Consider the following 16,432-nt stretch of genomic DNA (forward strand, 5'->3'; position numbering starts at 1 on the left):
TTAGGTCACCCCGATTTAGACCCTCCCCACCCTCCCCCCACCCCGACCGCGGGGCGTCGCACGGCGCCCGGCTGTCGTGCATCCGGACATCCCCGACAGGAGCGCGCCCATGAACCCCCGATTCCGCCGGATCACCGCCACGGCCGCCACCGTTCTCGCCCTCGCCGGCCTGGTCACCGCTTCACCCGCCCACGCGAGACCCGGGAAGTGCCCCACACTGAAGGTCTCCGAGGGCTGGTACGGCGACAACCGCGCGCGACTGCAGGAGCTCATCGACGCGAACTGCCGGGACAGGCGCGCCGAGCGGCCCGTCGCCGTCTTCGACTGGGACAACACCGTCATCAAGAACGACGTCGGCGACGCCACGATGTACTGGCTCCTGCGCAACAGCCGCATCCGTCCGCCCGCGAACGACGACTGGACCACCACCAGCCGCCATCTGACCCCGGACGCGGCCGCCGCCCTGCGCGACGCCTGCCCCACCGGTGTGCGCACGCTGCCCACGGCCACCGACACCCGCTGCGCCGACGAGATCCTCTCCGTCTACGCGGAGGGCGCCACGACCACCGGCAGCGAGGCGTTCACGGGCTTCGACCACCGCCGGATGGAACCGCAGTACGCCTGGCTCGCCCAGCTCCTGCGCGGCTGGACCACCCGCCAGGTCGAGTCCTTCGCCGCGGCCGCCCGCGCCGAGAACCTCGCCGCGCCGACAGGCGCCACCCAGCAGGTCGGCACCGGCCAGGTCACCGCCTGGGTCCGCTACTACGAGCAGCAGCGCGACCTCGTCCGTACCCTTCGCACGGCGGGCTTCGACGTCTGGATCGTCTCGGCCTCGCCCGAACCGGTCGTCGACGTCTGGGCCCAGGGCGTCGGCATCGCGCCCTCGCATGCCATCGGCATCCGCAACACCACCGAGCACGGCCGGCTCGGCGCGCGGCTGAAGGGCTGCGGCGGCGTCCGCGACGGTGAGGACTCGATGATCACGTACATCGACGGCAAGCGCTGCTGGATCAACCAGGAGATCTTCGGCGTGCGCGGACCCGCCGCCGAGCGGGTCCAACCGCCCTCCCGGCGCCAGGTGTTCGCCGCGGGCGACTCCGACACCGACATCTCCTTCCTGCGCGACGCGACCGGACTGCGCCTGGTCCTCAACCGCAACAAGAACGAGCTGATGTGCCGCGCGTACGACGACAGCGACGGCCGCTGGATCGTGAACCCGATGTTCATCGAGCCCAAGAAGGAGAAGACGAGCCCCTATCCGTGCGCCACCACCGGCTACACCGCCTCCGACGGCACGGCACAGCCCGTGCGGCGCGCCGACGGCAGCGTCGTGCCCGACCAGAGGGACTCCGTGTTCGGCTCCTGAACCCGCCCTCTAGGCTTGCGGAATGAGCATGACGACCCCTCCCGGCTGGTATCCGGACCCGGCCGCGCCCACCGGCGAACGCTGGTGGGACGGTACGGCCTGGACCGCGCACACGCGGCAGGCGACGGCGCCCACGACGGCCGTCGCGGCCCTTCCCGCGCCTGGCCGCGGGCGGGGCAGGGCCGTCGCGCTCGGTGCCGGCGCGGTGGCCGTCGTCGCCGCGGTCGTCGCCGGTGCCGTCGTCCTCGTCGGCGGTGACGAGGAGAAGGACCCGGGCACGGCGGGTCCGACCGCGCCGACCACGACCACCTCGGCGCCGACCGCCACCTCCTCCAGCAGCCCGCCCGCGGAGGACCTCACGAAGGTCGTCGACCAGATCAACGGGATCACGCTCCCGGTCATCAAGGGCTGGGAGAAGCCGGAGTTCACCTCGGGCGGCGCGCCGACGATGACGACCATCGGGGAGTACCCCTGCCCCGGCGCCACCAACAAGCAGTGCCGGCACGGCACCGTGTCCTCCCATTCGGCGTCGGGCACCGACGCCGCCACCCCCGAGGCACTGGCCAAGGAGGACATCGCCCTGGCCGCAGACGCCTACTTCGGGGACGACGTCTTTGGGAACTGGCTGTACGGCGACATCCAGTCCCACAAGCAGGTCGCCGCCCGCCCCGCAGTCGTCGCCGGACGCACCGGCTATCTGGTCCGGTGGCAGGTCACCACCGGCAAGGGCCCCGGCGGCTACGTGCAGTCGCTCGTCTTCCCCTCCCCGACGGGCAGCGAGTCGCCGGTCGTCGTGCGCTTCGCCTTCGACGCGGGGGCCGACGGGCCGCCGCTCGCCGCGATGGACGAGATCACCAAGGGGATCCTGCCCATCGGCAGCACGACGGGCGGGGGAGTGGGCAGCTCGATCACTCCCGGCTCCTGACCGCCGGTCAGAGGAAGGTGCGGCCCTCGCCCCGGTACGTGGGGACGGTCGCCGTGATCCGGTCACCCTCGATCAGCCGCAGGCTGTCGAACCGCTCGCACAGCTCCCCGGCCTTCGCATGCCGGAACCACACCTTGTCCCCGATGAGGAGATCGTCGGCGGGGGAGCCGAGCAGTGGCGTCTGCACCTCGCCGGGACCCTCCTGGGGGTCGTACCGCAGCCCCTCCGGCAGGTACGGGACCGGCAGCCGGTCCACGCCCGCCGCACCGGACGCGGGGTAGCCGCCGCCGAGCACCGTCACCACGCCGACGCCGGGACGGCGCACGACCGGCTGCGCGAACAGAGCGGCCGGCCGGCCGGTGAAGGACGTGTAGTTGTCGAAGAGACGCGGCACGTAGAGCCCCGAACCGGCGGCGATCTCGGTCACCGCGTCCTCGGCCGCCGTGTGCTGCACGCTGCCCGTACCGCCGCCGTTGACGAACTCCAGGTCCGGGGCCACCGCCCGCACCGCACGGACCACGGCCGCGCGCCGGGACGCCAGCTCCTTGCGGGCGGCCGACTGCATGAGCCGGATCGCCCGGGAGCGCAGCGGCCGCCCGGCGACCGAGTCCCCCACGCCCGCGACATGCCCCTCGTACGCCATGATCCCGACGAGCCGGAAGCCGGGCCGACGGGCGACGGAACGGGCCAGCTCGGCGAGCTGGGCGGGCTCGCGCAGCGGGGAGCGCAGGGCGCCGACCCGCACCCGGCCGCCGAGCAGCCGGAGCGAGGTGTCCAGCTCCAGACAGACCCGGATCTCCTCGCCGCCACCCGCGCGTGCCGCGTCGATCAGGTCCAGCTGGGCCGGGTCGTCGACCATCACGGTCACCGCGGCGGCGAGCTTGGGGTCGTTCGCCAGCTCGCCGAACGAGGTCCGGTCGGCGGACGGATAGGCGAGCAGGACGTCCTCGAAGCCGGCCCGGGCCAGCCACAGCGACTCGTCGAGCGTGAACGACATGATCCCCGCGAACCCCTGGCGCGCCAGCACCCGCTCCAGGAGCGCCCGACACCGCACGGACTTGCTCGCCACCCGGATCGGCTTGCCGCCGGCGCGCCGGACGAGGTCGCCGGCGTTGGCGTCGAACGCCTCCAGATCGACGATGGCGACGGGCGCGTCGAGATGGGCGGTGGCCCGGTCGTACCGGGCCCGGTCGGCGGCGCGGGGAGTCATGGCCTGAGCTTGCCAGACGGGTTTACGGGTGGGTAGCCCCTGGGTTCCCGTGCTGCGGGGAACAGCCCGTAGAGTGGCGGGCATTGCCGGGGCAGGCACGACAACGGGACGACCAGGGGGGCGGGGATGAGCACTGACGCGCACCACCCCACGTCCCGCATCACCGACGCCCTGCTCCCGCCCGCGCCGACGGGCCCGAGCCCCGACGCCGGCGCCCCCGCGGCGCCCGGCATCCCAGGCCGGCCCGCTGCGCCGGTCGCGCGCACCGCTCACCCGCAAGCCGCCCCGCCGAGCCCGGCACAGCCGCCGACCGCTCCGGCCGGTACGGCCCCGGTGGCCCCGGTTCCCCGGACGCCGGGCACCGGCCACGCCGCCCGCACGGCCCCGCCGCGACCGTCGGGCCAGCCCGTGGCCCCGGCCGCCCCGCCGGTGGGTGCCTCGGGTGCGCCTCGGCGTACGGCGTCCATGCCGGCCGGCCCGGGCACCGGCCACCCCGCCCACACCCCTTCCGCCCCGCCGCGACCTGCGGCGGCCCCGCCCGTGGCCCCGGCCAGGCCGGGCGCCGCCCCGGACTCCGGACACACCGCCCCCGTCCCGCCGCGGCCGGCGGCGGCCCCGTCCATAGCGTCCGCGGGTCGGCCCACCCCCGCCGGTTCCGGCTCCGGTGTGCCCCCGCAGCAGCCCACGGCCGCTCCGCGCACCGCGCCCGCCGCCGGTGGCGGTCATCGACCGCCCGCCGCCGTCCCCTCCCCGCGCCCCGTGGGCCCCGCCCCCGACCTGCCCGCCGTCGAGACGACCACCCGACTGCGGCCCATCCGCGCAACCGAGCCCCCGCGCCCCGCGCCCTCCAGGCCCGCGCCCGCGCACCCCGCGCCGACCACGCCAGGGCCCCCGCGCCACCACCACGCCGCCTACCGCCCCTTCACCGTGCCGCCCGAGAGCCCCGTCGAGACGACCACCCGGCTGCGGCCCATCCGGGAGCGCCGGACCGGGCGGGTCGTCGCCGCAGGGGCCTGTCTCGTCCTCGGGGTCGGACTCGTCGGCGGGGCCGTCGCCGGGGCCGTGCTCGCCGCCACCGACGCCGGAGCGGCCGCCGAGCCCGCGGGGTACGAGCAGGCCAAGGGCCTGTGGCACGACGTCCCCGTCGACACCCTCTTCCCCCGTACCCTCGCCGGACCCGGCACCGGACCCGGCGCCGCCGATCGCACCTGGACACGGGTCGTCGTCGCGGCCGACGCCCCCTGCTCGGCCGCAGTGCTCCAGAAGAGCCTGCTCACGGCCGTGCAGGCCGTCGGCTGCGACCGCGTCCTGCGGGCCACCTACACCGACGCCACCGCCAGCAGCGTCGTCACCGTCGGCCTCGTCTTCACCCAGGCCGAACCCGAAGCCACCCGCTCCCTCGCCGGCGAGGGAGCCGCCCGGATCGCCGCCGACGTCCCCCCGGCGCGCGCCGCCCCCGGCACCGTCGCCGCCCGCTTCGGCGCCGCGCAGCGCGCCAGCTGGTTCACCCGCCCCCTCGCCGACCTCCCCGTCGTCGTCACCGCCGTCTCCGGCTTCGCCGACGGCCGCCCCGTCGCCACCCCCGAGCCCGCCGAACGCGCCATGGCCGCCGGACAGACCAGCGCCCCCGCCCAGGCCGGCCTCGGCCACGAGGCCAAGGGCGTCGCCGACCGCATCGAACGCGGACTGCGCGCGGCCCTCACCGCCGAGGCGACGAAGGACGGCGACCAGTGAACCGCCCCCGCACCCTCGCGGCAGTCCTCGCCACCGCCTTCGCCGTCCTCCCCGCCACCACCACCCCCGCGTACGCCGACACCATCCGCGCCCGCCAATGGGGCCTCGAAGCCATGCACACCACCCAGGCATGGCGCACCACCAAGGGCGAGGGCATCACCGTCGCCGTGCTCGACACCGGCGTCGACGCCCAGCACCCCGACCTCGTCGGCTCGGTCCTCGACGGCAAGGACCTCGTCGGCTTCGGCGCCGAACGCGGCGAGCGCGCCTGGGCCCGGCACGGCACCGCCATGGCCGGCATCATCGCCGGGCACGGCCACGGCACCGGCCGCCAGGACGGCGTCCTCGGGATCGCCCCGAAGGTGAAGATCCTGCCCGTCCGGGTCATCCTCGAAGGCACCGACAAGGCCCGCGACAAGGCCCGCAAGACCCGGGGCACGGCCCTCGCCGAGGGCATCCGCTGGGCCACCGACCACGGCGCCGACGTCATCAACCTCTCCCTCGGCGACGACTCCAAGTCCGCCCACGCCGACGCCGGCGAGGACGCGGCCGTCCAGTACGCCCTCTCCAAGGGGGTCTCCGTCGTCGCCTCGGCCGGCAACGGCGGCGAGAAGGGCAGCCACATCTCGTACCCCGCCGCCTACCCCGGCGTCGTCGCCGTCACCGCCGTCGACCGCTGGGGCACCCGCGCCTCCTTCTCCACCAGCCGCTGGTACGCCACCGTCAGCGCCCCCGGCGTCGACATCGTCATCGCCGACCCGGACCGCCGCTACTACGAGGGCTGGGGCACCAGCGCCGCCGCCGCTTTCGTCTCCGGCGCCGTCGCGCTGGTCCGCGCCGCCCACCCGGAGCTGACCCCCGCCCAGGTCAAGCAGCTCCTCATCGACACCGCGCGCAACAGGCCCAAGGACGGCCGCAGCGACGCCAAGGGGTACGGCACCGTCGACCCGGCCGCCGCGATCGAGGCCGGACTCAAGCTCAAGGGCGGCGACCCCAAGAGCGCCACCTCCGGCTACGCCGGCCGGTACTTCGGCCCCGGACCGCAGGCCGCCCCCGACGACGGCAAGCCGATCGGTCTGCTCGCCCCCACCGCCGGTGGCCTCGGAGCGCTGCTGCTCGCCGCGGCGGTCGTCCTGTGGCGCGGAAGCCGCGCTACAGGACCGCGCCCACCGCGCTGACCGCCGCCCGGGCCGCGTCTTCCACGAGCCCGATGCCCGCCTCCTTCGTGGCATGCCCGTCGGACACCACCGCCACCAGGTAGACGCGCCCGCCGGCCGTCACCCGCCCCACGCTGTTGATGTCCCACAGGCCGGTCGAGTCCCGCGGCAGCCAGCCGTTCTTCAGCGCCGGCCGGTCACCCGCCGCGGACACGCCCCAGTCCTGCCCGGCGACCACACCCTCCATCAGCTCCGCGGCATACGCGCGGGAGTCCGTGTCCAGTGGCGAATCGGCCCCGAACACCGCTGCCAAGAGCGCCAGTTGGTCTTCGGCCGTGGTCTGCGTCAGTCCCCACGCCGCCGCCCCGGTCGTCTCCGCGAGCCCGAGCCGCGCGTTCGCCGCGTCGAGCCCCTCGGCCCCGCCGACGCTCCGCCAGAGCACGGTCGCCGACGCGTTGTCGCTGTGCCGCATCATCGCGGCGGCGGCCGTCCGCTCCGCCGCGGTCGGCGCGCGTCCCTCGTCCTGCGCGCGCAGCAGCAGGGCCGCGAGGATGTCGAGCTTCACGATGCTGGCGGTGTCGTACGTCCGTCCCGCACCGCCGTACGAGGCCGAGCGCCCGGTCTCGAGATCGAGCAGCGCCACCGACACGGACCCGTCGCTCGCGGCGGCGACAGGTCCCACCGCCTCCGCGAGGACGGCGTCGAGATCCACTTCCACGGTCACGGTGGCGGTCTCCTCCATGCTGGGCCGAGAGGCGGCAGGGGCGGGATCGGCCGGACGTACGGCGGGCGCGCACAGGGCGGCCGCCGCGAGCACGACGGCCGGCAGGGCGAGGCGGGGACGGGGCATGGGCGGGACGCTAGGAACGCCGCCTGGGTGTGGGCTGTGCGCGAGCCGTCGACCCGCTGGGAAAGCGGCCCGGGAGCGGCGGTTAGGCTCGGTACGTGGCGCTCAAGAACATCCCTGACCCCGGTTTCTCCGACGACGACGGTACCGCCGACCCGCGGCTCGCCGCGGCCCTCGCGGCCTGGGCGGAGGACAGAACCGCCCACGGCCCCGTCCTGGAGGCCCTGCGGGACGTGCGCCTGCTCGTTCCCATCGTCGCCGTCCTCGGCGAGGTCGAGGAGGACCCCGAGACGGGGCTGCGCCGCGAGAAGACCAGCGACATGGCCGTGCCGACGCTGACCGCTGGCGACCGGCGGGCGCTGCCCGCGTTCACCTCGATCGCCTCGCTCGCGCTGTGGGACCCGGCGGCCCGGCCCGTCGCCGTCCCTCTGCACCAGGCGCTGCAGGCCGCCGCGCACGAGAAGGCCGACACCGTCGTCCTCGACCTGGCGGGACCCGTCCCGTACCAGCTGAGCGGCCCGGTGCTGCTGGCCCTCGCGGAGGGCCGCACCAGCGCGGACCCGCTGGACGACCCGGCGGTACGGGAGGCGGTGCGCAGCGCGGTCGCCGCCGAGCCCGCGGTCCTGCGCGCCCACCTCGGCCCCGGCAGCGCCGACGGCACCCTGGCGCTCGTCCTGGCCGACGACGCCGCCCCCGCGGAGGCCGCGCAGCGGGTGGCCCGCGCCCTGGCCGCCGACGAAACACTGAGGGCCCGCCTGGTGCGCGGCCTCGACCTGGCACTCCTGCCGGCCTCGGCCACGCCTCCGGGCGAGCCCTTCTACGTAAAGAACTGATCGGGTCCGGGGGGCGACCCCCGTACCCCCGCGGGCCGGTCGACGCGACGCCACGTCCTAGCCGTACACCGGCCCCGTGGCTGCCTTCGTCCGGGGGGGCGACCCCCGTACCCCCGACGAGGTTCCTAGCCGTACACCGGCCCCGTGTACTTCTCGCCCGGCCCCTGGCCCGGCTCGTCCGGGATGAGGGAGGCTTCGCGGAAGGCCAGCTGCAGGGACTTCAGGCCGTCCCGCAGCGGCGCCGCGTGGAAGGAGCTGATCTCCGTCGCGCCGGCGTCGAGGAGGCCCGCCAGCGCGTGGACCAGCTTCCGCGCCTCGTCGAGGTCCTTGTGCTCCTCGCCGTCCTCGGTGAGGCCGAGCTTCACCGCGGCGGCGCTCATCAGGTTCACCGCGACGGTCACGATGACCTCGACCGCGGGGACCTCCGCGATGTCACGGGTCATGTCGTCGAAGTCGGGGGACTCGGGGGAGTGGGGCGTCTCGCTCATGCCCACACGATAAGCCGGGCGCCCCTTCCTCCCTCCCTTCGGTCTCGGTTAGCGAACCCGGGCAGTCGGTGCTAACCTTGTGTAACGACCGGCCGGACACCTGTGTGCCCGGCCCACAAGTGGAGGCTCCGATCTCCCACCTGGCCGCCCTCGCGGGCGGCGGGTCACCGGTCAGGTGGCGCCCATCGTTCCGTACGGACGATGGAGCCGCCCGATGTGCGCCCCGCGGTTCACCGCGGCGGTGCTCCGGTATTTCCGTGGAGCCCCGCCTGTGTCCCGTCCGGGGCATTTTTCATATCCCGGCGCGGTTGGTCTCACTAAAACAGACAGTACGCGTCCGTCCGCCAGGCGGTCGCGTGGTGCTACCGAGGAGGATCCATCAGCGCCGAGCCCCGCATCAACGACCGGATTCGCGTTCCCGAGGTGCGACTTGTCGGTCCCAGCGGCGAGCAGGTCGGGATTGTTCCGCTTGCCAAGGCCCTGGAGCTCGCACAGGAGTACGACCTCGACCTGGTCGAGGTCGCGGCGAACGCCCGTCCGCCCGTGTGCAAGCTCATGGACTACGGGAAGTTCAAGTACGAGTCGGCCATGAAGGCCCGTGAGGCGCGCAAGAACCAGGCGCACACGGTCATCAAGGAGATGAAGCTCCGGCCGAAGATCGACCCGCACGACTACGACACCAAGAAGGGTCACGTCGTCCGGTTCCTCAAGCAGGGTGACAAGGTCAAGATCACGATCATGTTCCGTGGTCGCGAGCAGTCCCGCCCCGAGCTTGGCTTCCGGCTGCTGCAGCGGCTGGCTTCGGACGTCGAGGAGCTTGGCTTCATCGAGTCCAACCCGAAGCAGGACGGCCGGAACATGATCATGGTTCTTGGCCCGCACAAGAAGAAGACCGAGGCCATGGCCGAGGCGCGTGAGGCCCAGGCCGCGCGCAAGGCGGAGCGTCAGGGCGTCTCGTCCGACGAGACCGCCGAGGCTCCGGCCGAGGAGGCTTCGGCCGAGGCTGCCGCCGAGGCCGAGAACCCCGAGGCGTGACCCGAGGGGCTGCCACCCAGGCAGCCCCGGGCCCCGCCCGGAACCATCAAACGAAGATCTGACGCTCCCGTATGTCCGGTGTCCGCACCGGGGGGAGCGCCACTGACGAGGAGATAACGGCGCGATGCCGAAGAACAAGACGCACTCCGGTGCCAAGAAGCGCTTCAAGATCACCGGCTCCGGCAAGGTGCTGCGCGAGCGCGCCGGCAAGCGCCACCTGCTCGAGCACAAGTCGTCCAAGCTGACGCGTCGCCTCACCGGCAACGCCGAGATGGCCCCGGGCGACGCGGCCAAGATCAAGAAGATGCTGGGCATCTGAGCTTGATCTCCCGCCCTCGGCGACGAGGGCATCCGGCCAAGTCCGGGACCCATCCGTTTTCCGGGTCGTGTGAGTACCCCCACGACCCCGCTACAAGGAGTTAAGAAGTGGCACGCGTCAAGCGGGCAGTCAACGCCCACAAGAAGCGCCGGGCGATCCTCGAGGCGGCCTCCGGCTACCGCGGTCAGCGTTCGCGCCTGTACCGCAAGGCCAAGGAGCAGGTCACCCACTCCCTGGTCTACAACTACAACGACCGCAAGAAGCGCAAGGGCGACTTCCGTCAGCTGTGGATCCAGCGCATCAACGCCGCTGCCCGCCAGAACGGCATGACGTACAACCGCCTCATCCAGGGTCTGAAGGCCGCCAACATCGAGGTGGACCGCAAGATCCTCGCCGAGCTGGCCGTCAACGACTCCAACGCGTTCGCCGCGCTGGTCGAGGTCGCGCAGAAGGCCCTTCCGGCCGACGTCAACGCCCCGAAGGCCGCTGCCTGATCTCCAGGCCGCAGATCTTCTGCACCGGACCCGCAGGCCTTCGGGCCTGCGGGTCCGGTCGTGTTCGGAGCACACCAGCCCCTACCCGCCCGGACCCCCGAAAAGAGCCACCGACCCCATGGGTACCCCCGAGCTGATCTCCCCGCGTTCCCCGCGCGTCGTCGCCGCCAGGCGCCTCGCCAAGCGCAACTTCCGGGGCAAGGACCGCCTCTTCATCGCCGAGGGCCCGCAGGCCGTCCGCGAGGCCGTCCAGCACCGCAGCGGCACGGGTGAGCCCACCCTCGTCGAGCTCTTCACCACCGTCGAGGCCGCCGAGCGGTACGAGACGATCGTCGACGCCGCCCGCGCGGCCGGGGCCCGGGTCCACTTCGCCCCCGACGCCGTCCTCGCCGAGGTCTCCCAGACCGTCACCCCGCAGGGCCTCGTCGGGGTCTGCCGCTTCCTCGACTCGCCCTTCGAGGAGATCCTCGCCGCCAAGCCCAAGCTTGTCGCCGTCCTCGCCCACGTACGCGACCCGGGGAACGCCGGCACCGTGCTGCGCTGCGCCGACGCGGCCGGAGCCGACGCCGTCGTCCTCACCGACGCCTCCGTCGACCTGTACAACCCCAAGTCCGTCCGCGCCTCCGTCGGCTCCCTCTTCCACCTCCCGGTCGTCGTCGGCGTCCCGGTCGAGCAGGCCGTCGCCGGTCTGAAGAGCGCGGGCGTACGGATCCTGGCCGCAGACGGGGCCGGCGAGGACGACCTCGACGACGAGCTGGACGCCGGCACCATGGGCGGCCCCACCGCCTGGGTCTTCGGCAACGAGGCATGGGGGCTCCCGGAGGAGACCCGCGCGCTGGCCGACGCGGTGGTACGCGTGCCGATCCACGGCAAGGCCGAGAGCCTCAACCTCGCGACGGCCGCCGCCGTGTGCCTGTACGCCTCCGCGCGTGCCCAGCGCCCCCGAACCTCCGCCTGAGGGGGTCCACTCCGTCACTTCCACCTAGTAGGGTGACGGGCTCGGGGGCCCACTGCGCTACACGGAGGGGTGGGGAACGGGGATGACGGTCGGCACGGACAGTCCCGCACACGCACGGAGTGCCGAGCCGCCTGCCCCGGAGGACCCGGACGGGTCCTCCGGAACGGCACCGGACATCCACGGCATCGACCCCGACGAGCTGCCCGACGGCCTCGTCGTCGCCGACGCCACGGGCCGGGTCGTCTGCTTCAACGCCGCCGCCAGCCGCATCACCTCCGTCCCCGGCGGCCAGGCCATCGGCCTCCCGCTGGAGCAGGCGCTGCCACTGGAGGACCTCAAGGGCCGCCGCTGGTGGAGCCTCACCGACCCGTACGGCGGGCTCGCCACCCGCCGCGGCCAGCCCGAGCGCAATCTGCTGCTGCCCGGCGGCCGCGAGGTCCTGGTCTCCGCCCGCTACGTCCGCGATCACCCCACCGGACCCGTCCGCCGTGTCGTCGTCTCGCTGCGCGGCACCGAGGCCCGGCGCCGTACCGAACGCAGCCACGCCGAGCTCATCGCCACCGTCGCCCACGAGCTGCGCTCCCCCCTGACCTCCGTCAAGGGCTTCACGGCGACCCTGCTCGCCAAGTGGGAGCGGTTCACCGACGACCAGAAGCGGCTGATGCTGGAGACCGTCGACGCCGACGCCAACCGCGTCACCCGGCTCATCGCCGAACTCCTCGACATCTCCCGGATCGACTCCGGCCGGCTGGAAGTGCGCCGCCAGCCCGTCGACATCGCCGCCGCCGTCGGCCGCCACATCCAGGCCCACACCACCGGCGGCCAGTCCCCCGACCGCTTCTTCGTACGGGTCCGGCCGCAGCTGCCCGACCTGTGGGCCGACCCCGACAAGGTCGACCAGGTCCTCGGCAACCTGCTCGAAAATGCGGTGCGCCACGGCGAGGGAACCGTCACCATCGAGGTGGCACCCACCTGCGCCACCACCGACGGAGAGAAGGGAACGGCGGTCACCGTGAGCGACGAAGGCCCCGGCATCCCCGAGGAGTCGATGGGCCGTGTCTTCACCCGTTTCTGGCGGGGGAGCAAGCGCGGCGGCACCGGACTCGGCCTCTACATCGTCAAGGGCATCGTCGAGGCCCACGGCGGCACCATCACCGTCGGCCGCGGTCCCCGAGGCGGCGCCGAGTTCCGATTTATCCTGCCCGTCGGCGCCCCGGCCTATCTCGCCTGACGAGATCACCAGCCGCCCCGGCCGCCCACGGGCTCATTCGCGTCCTCGCACCCCGTTAGACTCGACCTTTGGCACGTTTGCGCCCTTGTCGTCGAGCGGGGCCGCGCCCAAGCCAGCCAAACGGAAGCACGGGAAGAGATGTCCGCACCCAATAAGTCGTACGACCCGGTCGAGGTCGAGGCCTTGAAACCGGAAGAGATCGAGCGCATGCGGGACGAGGCGCTCGCCGCCTTCGCCGCCGCGGGTGACCTCGACGCGCTCGCGCACGCGAAGGTCGCGCACACCGGTGGCACCTCGCCGCTCGCGCTGGCCAACCGGGAGATCGGCGCGCTGCCGCCGCAGGCCAAGGCCGCCGCCGGCAAGCTCGTGGGCCAGGCCCGCGGCGCCGTCTCCAAGGCCCTCGCCGCCCGGCAGGTCGAGCTCGAGGCCGAGCGCGACGCCCGCGTCCTGGTCGAGGAGGCGGTGGACGTCACCCTGCCGTACGACCGCGTTCCGGCCGGCGCCCGCCACCCGCTGACCACGCTCATGGAGCGGGTCGCCGACGTCTTCGTCTCCATGGGGTACGAGGTCGCCGAGGGTCCCGAGGTCGAGGCGGAGTGGTTCAACTTCGACGCCCTCAACTTCGTCCCGGACCACCCGGCGCGCCAGATGCAGGACACCTTCTTCGTCCAGGGCCCGGAGGGCACCACCGGTGACGAGTCCGGTGTCGTGCTCCGTACGCACACCTCCCCGGTGCAGGCCCGTACGCTCATCGACCGGGAGCCCCCGGTCTACGTCGTGTGCCCCGGTCGCGTCTACCGCACCGACGAGCTCGACGCCACGCACACCCCGGTCTTCCACCAGATCGAGCTGCTCGCCGTCGACGAGGGCCTGACCATGGCCGACCTCAAGGGCACCCTGGACCACATGGTCCAGGCGCTCTTCGGACCCGACATGAAGACCCGGCTCCGCCCGAACTTCTTCCCGTTCACCGAGCCGTCCGCCGAGATGGACATGCTCTGCTACGTCTGCCGCGGCGAGTCCGTCGGCAACCCGGACCGCCCCTGCCGCACCTGCGGCAGCGAGGGCTGGATCGAGCTGGGCGGCTGCGGCATGGTCAACCCCAAGGTGCTCGTCGCCTGCGGTGTCGACCCGGAGAAGTACAGCGGATTCGCCTTCGGGTTCGGCATCGAGCGGATGCTGATGTTCCGCCACAACGTCGATGACATGCGAGACATGGTCGAGGGTGACGTCCGATTCACCCGGCCGTTCGGGATGGAGATCTGATGCGGGTCCCGCTTTCTTGGCTGCGGGAGTACGTCGACCTGCCGGCGACGGAGACCGGACGTGACGTCCAGGCCAAGCTCATTCCGGCAGGACTCGAGGTCGAGACCGTCGAGCAGCTCGGCGCCGGCCTGACCGGCCCGCTGGTCGTCGGCAAGGTCCTCACCATCGAGGAGCTGACGGAGTTCAAGAAGCCCATCCGCTTCTGCACCGTCGACGTCGGCCAGGCCAACGGCACCGGCGAGCCCCAGGAGATCATCTGCGGCGCCCGGAACTTCGCCGAGGGCGACAAGGTCGTCGTGGCGCTGCCCGGCGCCGTGCTCCCCGGAGACTTCCGGATCGCCGAGCGCAAGACGTACGGCCGGGTCTCCCGCGGCATGATCTGCTCCGGCGACGAGCTGGGCATGGGCGACGACGGCTCGCACGGCATCATCGTGCTGCCGCCGGAGCTGGAGATCGGCATCGACGCCACGAAGCTCCTGGAGCTGTACGACGAGGTCCTCGACATCGCCGTCACGCCCGACCGCGGCTACTGCCTCTCGATGCGCGGCATCGCCCGCGAGACCGCCATCGCGTACGGCCTGCCGCTGCGCGACCCGGCGCTCCTCGACGTGCCCGCGCCGAACTCGTACGGCTACCCGATCCAGGTCGCCGACCCGATCGGCTGCGACCGCTTCACCGCCCGTACGGTCGTCGGGGTCACCCCCGAGGCGCGCACCCCCATCTGGATGCAGCGCAGGCTGCAGAAGGCCGGCATGCGCACCGTCTCGCTCGCCGTCGACATCACCAACTACGTGATGCTGGAGCTCGGTCAGCCGCTGCACGCCTACGACCGCACCCGGCTCGACGGCCCCATCGGCGTCCGCCGTGCCGCCGCCGGAGAGACGATCACCACGCTCGACGGTGTCAAGCGCGTCCTCGACTCCGGGGACCTGCTGATCACCGACAGCAGCGGCCCCATCGGTCTGGCCGGCGTGATGGGCGGCGCCCACACGGAGATCGCCGACCCGGTGACCGACCCCGAGACGGGCATCGTCACGGGCACCACCGAGGTCGTCATCGAGGCCGCGCACTTCGACGCGATCTCGATCGCCCGCACGGCCCGCCGCCACAAGCTGGCCTCCGAGGCGTCCAGGCGCTTCGAGCGCGGGGTCGACCCGCAGGCCGCGGCCGCCGCCGCGCAGCGCTGCGTCGACCTGCTCGTGCTGCTCGCGGGCGGCACGGCCGAGGCCGGTGTCACCGAGATCGTCGCCCCGTCCGCGCCGCGCACGGTCACCATGCCGGCGAACCACCCGGACAAGGTCGCGGGCGTCGACTACGGCCGCGAGACCGTCGTCCGCCGCCTCCAGGAGATCGGCTGCGACGTCTACGGGCAGGACGAGCTCGTCGTCACCGTCCCGTCGTGGCGTCCCGACCTGTTCGTGCCGAACGACCTGGCCGAAGAGGTCATCCGGCTGGAGGGCTACGAGAACCTGCCCTCGACGCTGCCCAAGCCGCCCGCCGGGCGTGGCCTCACCGAGCGCCAGCGCACCCACCGCCGGGTCGGCCGCGCACTGGCCGGCGCCGGCTACGTGGAGGCGCTGAACTACCCGTTCATCGGCGCGCAGGTCTTCGACCAGCTCGGCCTGGACGCGGACGACGCCCGCCGCCGCGTGGTCACGCTCGTCAACCCGCTCTCCGACGAGGAGCCCGCGCTCCGTACGACGCTGCTGCCGGGCCTGCTCGGCGCGCTGCGCCGCAACGACGGACGCGGCAGCCACGACCTGGCGCTCTTCGAGACCGGTCTGGTCTTCCGGCCGGGCGACCAGCCGGGTGTCGCGGTGCGACTGCCCGTCGACCGTCGTCCCACCGACGAGGAGATCGCAGGCGTCAACGCCGCGCTGCCCGCGCAGCCGCGTCGGGTCGCCGTCGTCCTCGCCGGCGCCCGCGAGCAGGCCGGCTGGTGGGGCAAGGGCCGCCCGTCCGACTGGGCCGACGCGATCCAGGCGGCGCGCACCGTGGCCGCCGAGGCCGGTGTCGAGCTGATCGTCAGCGCCGACCAGCACGCCCCGTGGCACCCCGGCCGCTGCGCCGCGTTCCACGTGGTCGTGGACGGCGAGCAGGTCCTCGTCGGCCACGGCGGCGAGCTGCACCCGCGCGTCGTGAAGGCGCTCGGCCTGCCGGACCGCACCTGCGCGATGGAGCTGGACCTGGACCTGGTGGAGAAGGCGAACGAGGGACCGCTGAAGGCCCCGAGCATCTCCTCCTTCCCGGTGGCCACGCAGGACGTCGCCCTGGTCGTCGACGCGGCGGTCCCGACCACCACGGTCGAGGCCGCGCTGCGCGACGGCGCGGGTGAACTGCTGGAGTCCATCCGGCTGTTCGACGTGTACACGAGCGACCAGCTCGGCGAGGGCAAGAAGTCCCTGGCCTACGCGCTGAAGTTCCGTGCCACGGACCGCACCCTCACGGTCGACGAGGCCAGCGCCGCGCGCGACGCGGCCGTGGCCCTCGCGGCCGACCGCACGGGCGCGGTGCTGCGCGGCGCCTGAACGCGCTGACCCCCGGAGGGGGCCGGCCCGGTGACCACCGG

The 16,432-nt window shown here is 73.5% G+C and carries 15 protein-coding genes; 12 read left to right on the top strand and 3 right to left on the bottom strand.

The annotated features are described in order from the left end of the window. Positions 1–109 precede the first annotated feature (109 nt). Both ACFVZW_RS20075 and ACFVZW_RS20080 read left to right on the top strand, forming a co-directional pair. Entirely contained in the window at positions 110–1,366 is a 1,257-nt protein-coding gene (locus tag ACFVZW_RS20075) for a haloacid dehalogenase-like hydrolase (RefSeq protein ID WP_384523037.1), read from the top strand. 22 nt (positions 1,367–1,388) lie between these two features. Beyond that, positions 1,389–2,291 carry a DUF2510 domain-containing protein gene (locus ACFVZW_RS20080; protein WP_384523039.1) on the top strand — a complete coding sequence of 301 codons (903 nt, stop codon included), beginning with the start codon at positions 1,389–1,391 and terminating at the stop codon, positions 2,289–2,291. Positions 2,292–2,298: 7 nt separating this feature from the next. Here ACFVZW_RS20080 and ACFVZW_RS20085 read toward each other — a convergent pair whose 3' ends face one another. Then, entirely contained in the window at positions 2,299–3,501 is a 1,203-nt protein-coding gene (locus ACFVZW_RS20085; RefSeq protein ID WP_384523041.1) for an amino acid deaminase/aldolase, read from the bottom strand. 126 nt (positions 3,502–3,627) lie between these two features. Between ACFVZW_RS20085 and ACFVZW_RS20090 the strand changes: the two genes are divergently transcribed. Both ACFVZW_RS20090 and mycP read left to right on the top strand, forming a co-directional pair. Further along, entirely contained in the window at positions 3,628–5,235 is a 1,608-nt protein-coding gene (locus ACFVZW_RS20090; RefSeq protein ID WP_384523043.1) for a hypothetical protein, read from the top strand. Beyond that, positions 5,232–6,413 carry a type VII secretion-associated serine protease mycosin gene (mycP, locus tag ACFVZW_RS20095; protein WP_384523045.1) on the top strand — a complete coding sequence of 394 codons (1,182 nt, stop codon included), beginning with the start codon at positions 5,232–5,234 and terminating at the stop codon, positions 6,411–6,413. Before ACFVZW_RS20090 ends, mycP begins: the two co-directional genes overlap by 4 nt. Here mycP and ACFVZW_RS20100 read toward each other — a convergent pair. Beyond that, entirely contained in the window at positions 6,388–7,242 is an 855-nt protein-coding gene (locus ACFVZW_RS20100; protein ID WP_384523047.1) for a serine hydrolase, read from the bottom strand. The two genes, mycP and ACFVZW_RS20100, sit on opposite strands and share 26 nt — an antisense overlap. A 95-nt stretch (positions 7,243–7,337) precedes the next feature. Between ACFVZW_RS20100 and ACFVZW_RS20105 the strand changes: the two genes are divergently transcribed. Further along, complete coding sequence (locus ACFVZW_RS20105; protein WP_384523049.1) at positions 7,338–8,072, top strand: SseB family protein; 735 nt, start codon at positions 7,338–7,340, stop codon at positions 8,070–8,072. A 125-nt stretch (positions 8,073–8,197) separates the two neighbouring features. On the opposite strand, the gene ACFVZW_RS20110 is transcribed toward ACFVZW_RS20105, so the two are convergent. Next, on the bottom strand, positions 8,198–8,560 hold the full coding sequence (locus ACFVZW_RS20110) for a DUF1844 domain-containing protein (RefSeq protein WP_383557606.1): 363 nt from the start codon (positions 8,558–8,560) through the stop codon (positions 8,198–8,200). A gap of 378 nt (positions 8,561–8,938) precedes the next feature. On the opposite strand from ACFVZW_RS20110, the gene infC reads away from it, so the two are divergent. The 7 genes from infC (at position 8,939) to pheT (ending at position 16,391) form a co-directional block, all read left to right on the top strand. Beyond that, positions 8,939–9,595, top strand: a complete 657-nt coding sequence (infC, locus tag ACFVZW_RS20115; protein ID WP_384523068.1) for a translation initiation factor IF-3 — start codon at positions 8,939–8,941, stop codon at positions 9,593–9,595. Between the two features lie 124 nt (positions 9,596–9,719). After that, positions 9,720–9,914, top strand: a complete 195-nt coding sequence (gene rpmI / locus ACFVZW_RS20120; RefSeq protein WP_019884943.1) for a 50S ribosomal protein L35 — start codon at positions 9,720–9,722, stop codon at positions 9,912–9,914. Positions 9,915–10,021: 107 nt separating this feature from the next. Continuing rightward, the gene (gene rplT, locus ACFVZW_RS20125) at positions 10,022–10,408 is read left to right on the top strand and encodes a 50S ribosomal protein L20 (protein ID WP_043227974.1); all 387 of its coding nucleotides are present in this window, start codon (positions 10,022–10,024) and stop codon (positions 10,406–10,408) included. A 118-nt stretch (positions 10,409–10,526) separates the two neighbouring features. Continuing rightward, positions 10,527–11,366 carry a TrmH family RNA methyltransferase gene (locus tag ACFVZW_RS20130; RefSeq protein ID WP_384523052.1) on the top strand — a complete coding sequence of 280 codons (840 nt, stop codon included), beginning with the start codon at positions 10,527–10,529 and terminating at the stop codon, positions 11,364–11,366. Positions 11,367–11,448: 82 nt separating this feature from the next. Next, on the top strand, positions 11,449–12,597 hold the full coding sequence (locus ACFVZW_RS20135) for an ATP-binding protein (protein ID WP_384523054.1): 1,149 nt from the start codon (positions 11,449–11,451) through the stop codon (positions 12,595–12,597). Positions 12,598–12,735: 138 nt separating this feature from the next. Then, a complete protein-coding gene (gene pheS, locus ACFVZW_RS20140) occupies positions 12,736–13,863 on the top strand; it encodes a phenylalanine--tRNA ligase subunit alpha (protein WP_329122641.1) in 1,128 nt (375 codons plus the stop codon). Continuing rightward, positions 13,863–16,391, top strand: coding sequence for a phenylalanine--tRNA ligase subunit beta (gene pheT, locus ACFVZW_RS20145; RefSeq protein WP_384523056.1), 2,529 nt, complete (start codon positions 13,863–13,865; stop codon positions 16,389–16,391). The genes pheS and pheT overlap by 1 nt, the downstream gene beginning before the upstream one ends. Positions 16,392–16,432: the final 41 nt, after the last annotated feature.

The organism is Streptomyces sp. NPDC059567 (genome assembly GCF_042735655.1).
GTDB lineage: Bacteria > Actinomycetota > Actinomycetes > Streptomycetales > Streptomycetaceae > Streptomyces.